The 2794-nt window shown below is 56.8% G+C and carries 2 protein-coding genes and 1 pseudogene; all 3 read right to left on the reverse strand.

Annotation, left to right across the window (positions count from 1 at the left end):
* On the reverse strand, positions 1-220 hold a 220-nt coding region (locus K0M74_RS07335), incomplete at its 3' end, for a hypothetical protein (protein ID WP_293969872.1).
* Positions 221-482: 262 nt separating this feature from the next.
* Entirely contained in the window at positions 483-2393 is a 1911-nt protein-coding gene (locus K0M74_RS07340; RefSeq protein WP_293969875.1) for a DUF885 family protein, read from the reverse strand.
* A gap of 247 nt (positions 2394-2640) precedes the next feature.
* A pseudogene (locus K0M74_RS07345) lies at positions 2641-2794 on the reverse strand (S-(hydroxymethyl)glutathione dehydrogenase); the annotation flags it as partial.

The following is a 2794-nucleotide window of genomic DNA, read 5'->3' on the forward strand; positions in this document are numbered from 1 at the left end:
CGAACAGCCGTCCGCCGACCAGCACAAACGAACCTTTGGGAGCATTATAGTCCGCCGGCACCGGTATCCGCAGCACGTCGTCGGAGGTCGGCACCGAGGGCGGAAGCCACTGATCGCGGTTATAGATCGGGCGCGCCTCGGGGCCGCCGTCTTGACCTTGAGCAGGCGAAGCGATGGTGGCGGCGACGAGCAACCCGGAAACCAATGCGGCAATCTTCATGCTGCTCCCCTTTAATCGCTCAACCGGCCCGTCGTCTCATGGCGCGCCGGGAACATCTGTTATTGGTCCCAATTGTTTCGGGCTGTTGCATCCTAATGAGTGACACATCGATCCAGAGGCAACGCAATAAAGCTGAGGCCGCAGATTAGAAATTCTGCGGGTAGGCCGGGTTCCGGATGCAGGAAGAGGCCTTCTACCATGCCACCCCCGCACCATGGTGGGGATGGCATGGTCCAGTTTGAGATTTTGCGATCGAATGGGCTCATGCGGCCTTTTGGCTTGCAATCCACTGATCGACGCGGCGCTCGAGCAGGTAGAGCGGCATCTGCCCGCGCCCGAGGATGGTGTCATGGAAGCCTTTGATATCGAACTTGCTGCCAAGCTGGTCTTCCGCCTTCTTGCGGAGTTCGAGCATCTTGATCATGCCAATCTTATACCCGGTCGCCTGTCCCGGCATGACGATATAGCGCCGCACTTCCGATCGGATCTGTCCTTCTGCTGCGGCTGAGTTCTCGGTGAAGTATTTCACGGCCTGTTCTTCGGTCCAACCCTTCGAATGGAGTCCCGTATCGACAACCAGCCTGATCGCGCGCCAGATCTCGGTCGTCAGTCGACCGAAATCCGAATAAGGATCCTTATAGGCACCCATTTCTTTGCCCAGCTTTTCGGTATATAGGCCCCACCCCTCCTGATATGCATTTACATACAGGAACTTGCGGAAATTCGGCACGTCATCCAGTTCCTGCGCGATCGCAAAATTCATGTGATGGCCGGGCAACGCTTCATGATAGGCGATCACCTCAAGCTGCGGGATCGGCATGGATTTCATGTCGAGCAAATGAGCGTAGAATACGCCCGGGCGCGAGCCGTCGGGTGTCGACATGTAATAATGCTGCGCCCCGCCCGCGACCTCGCGATAGGATTCGACACGTTTTACGATGACATCAGCTTTGGGCAGAATGCCAAAATATTTCGGCAGTTGCTTCTTCATAAAGGCAATATGGGCGGTCGCGGTGTCGATATATTGCTGCCGGCCCGCGTCCGTGTTCGGATAATAGAAGCGCTCGTCATCGCGCACATATTTGAAGAAATCCTGCAGCGACCCCTTAAATCCGACTTGTTGCTTGATCGCTTCCATCTCAGTTTTGATCCGGGCAACCTCGTCCAAGCCGATTTGGTGGATCTGGTCCGCCGTCAGGTCGGTATTGGTCGCGCTGACGAGCAGCATGTCGTAATAGGCCTTGCCACCCGGATCTTTACCAACCCCGGTTGCTACTGCGTCGGCTTTTGGAACTTCCGTTTCGAACCATGCGATCAGTGCCTGATACGCGGGTAGCCATTTTTCCAACAGCGCCTTGCGCGCTGCCGCCCGATACGCGTCCGCCTGGGATGGATTGATCTTGCCCGCCTTGACCAACTGATTAATCTTCGCTTGGGCGTCACCCCACACCGGGCTGTCACCCTCGCCGCCAAACGGCGCGCCAGTGATCAGCGCGCGCGCTTGGCCGATCATCGCTTCATAAGCGAACCGCGGCACCCGCACGCCTCCCGCGGCATTCGTCTTAGCAGTGTCGAGCTGCTGCAGCTGCGCCGCAGCAACACCGCCGATCCGCGTGATGTAGGCGTCCATGTCCGCGGGTTCCTCGACCTTATGGACCTGCATCAGAAATTGCGGGATGCGTGTATGCGGACCGAACATCTGATTGAAGACGTAATCATTGCGCCGGAATTTGGCCCATCCCGCAGCATCTTCGTAGCGATAAATCCAAAGGTCGTAAGAAAGCTGCGCGTCTTGGGTCAACTTCGCGCGGTCGAATTTCGCCTTCATTTCGTCGACCGATCGGCGCTGCCACTCAATCTTACGCTCCAAAGCCTCGTCGGAGAAGTCATCTATCTTGTCATAATCCGCTTTATCGCCCTGATATCCGCGAGCGATAGGGCTGAACGCCATTTCTTCCTCATATTTGAGGTTAAACCAGCTGTTCAGGCGCGCGGTTTCGGCATCGGCGGCTTGCGTGGTGGTAGTTGGCGAAATCTCGGCGCGCGTAGAGACACTCTGGAGTGAGCCGAGCAAGAGCGAGGCAGTGGCAATATAGAACAGCGTCTTTTTTCTTACACCAAATCCACTGCACATCGCGCAGCCCGCTGCACGTCCCAGATCAAAATCCGTCACAAAAATTCTCCAACCAATGCGCTCAACGCGCGCTCTCACCCATAATTCGTTTAACGCTGCCGCGCGTCACCAGAGGTTTCGGCATTGCATCTCCCGCGAGCGACACGAGGGGCGACGCCCCACCCTACCCGCGCGAATGAAGCTGAGTTCCCTCACGCATTTGAGCATTTAGGGTGCCTTTCAGGATGCAGCGCAACCTAGTAAAGCTGACCCCGAGGGCCAGCCCTTCTCATGCTGAACCGTTATATCAGAATATCACGACGCTTCGGATGCTCTCCCCCGCATGCATCAGCTCGAACCCCTTGTTGATGTCCTCCAGCCCCATGACATGGGTGATCATCGGGTCGATCTCGATCTTGCCGGTCATGTACATATCGACGATCTTCGGCACATCGGTGCGC

Source organism: Sphingopyxis sp., assembly GCF_019459305.1.
GTDB lineage: Bacteria > Pseudomonadota > Alphaproteobacteria > Sphingomonadales > Sphingomonadaceae > Sphingopyxis.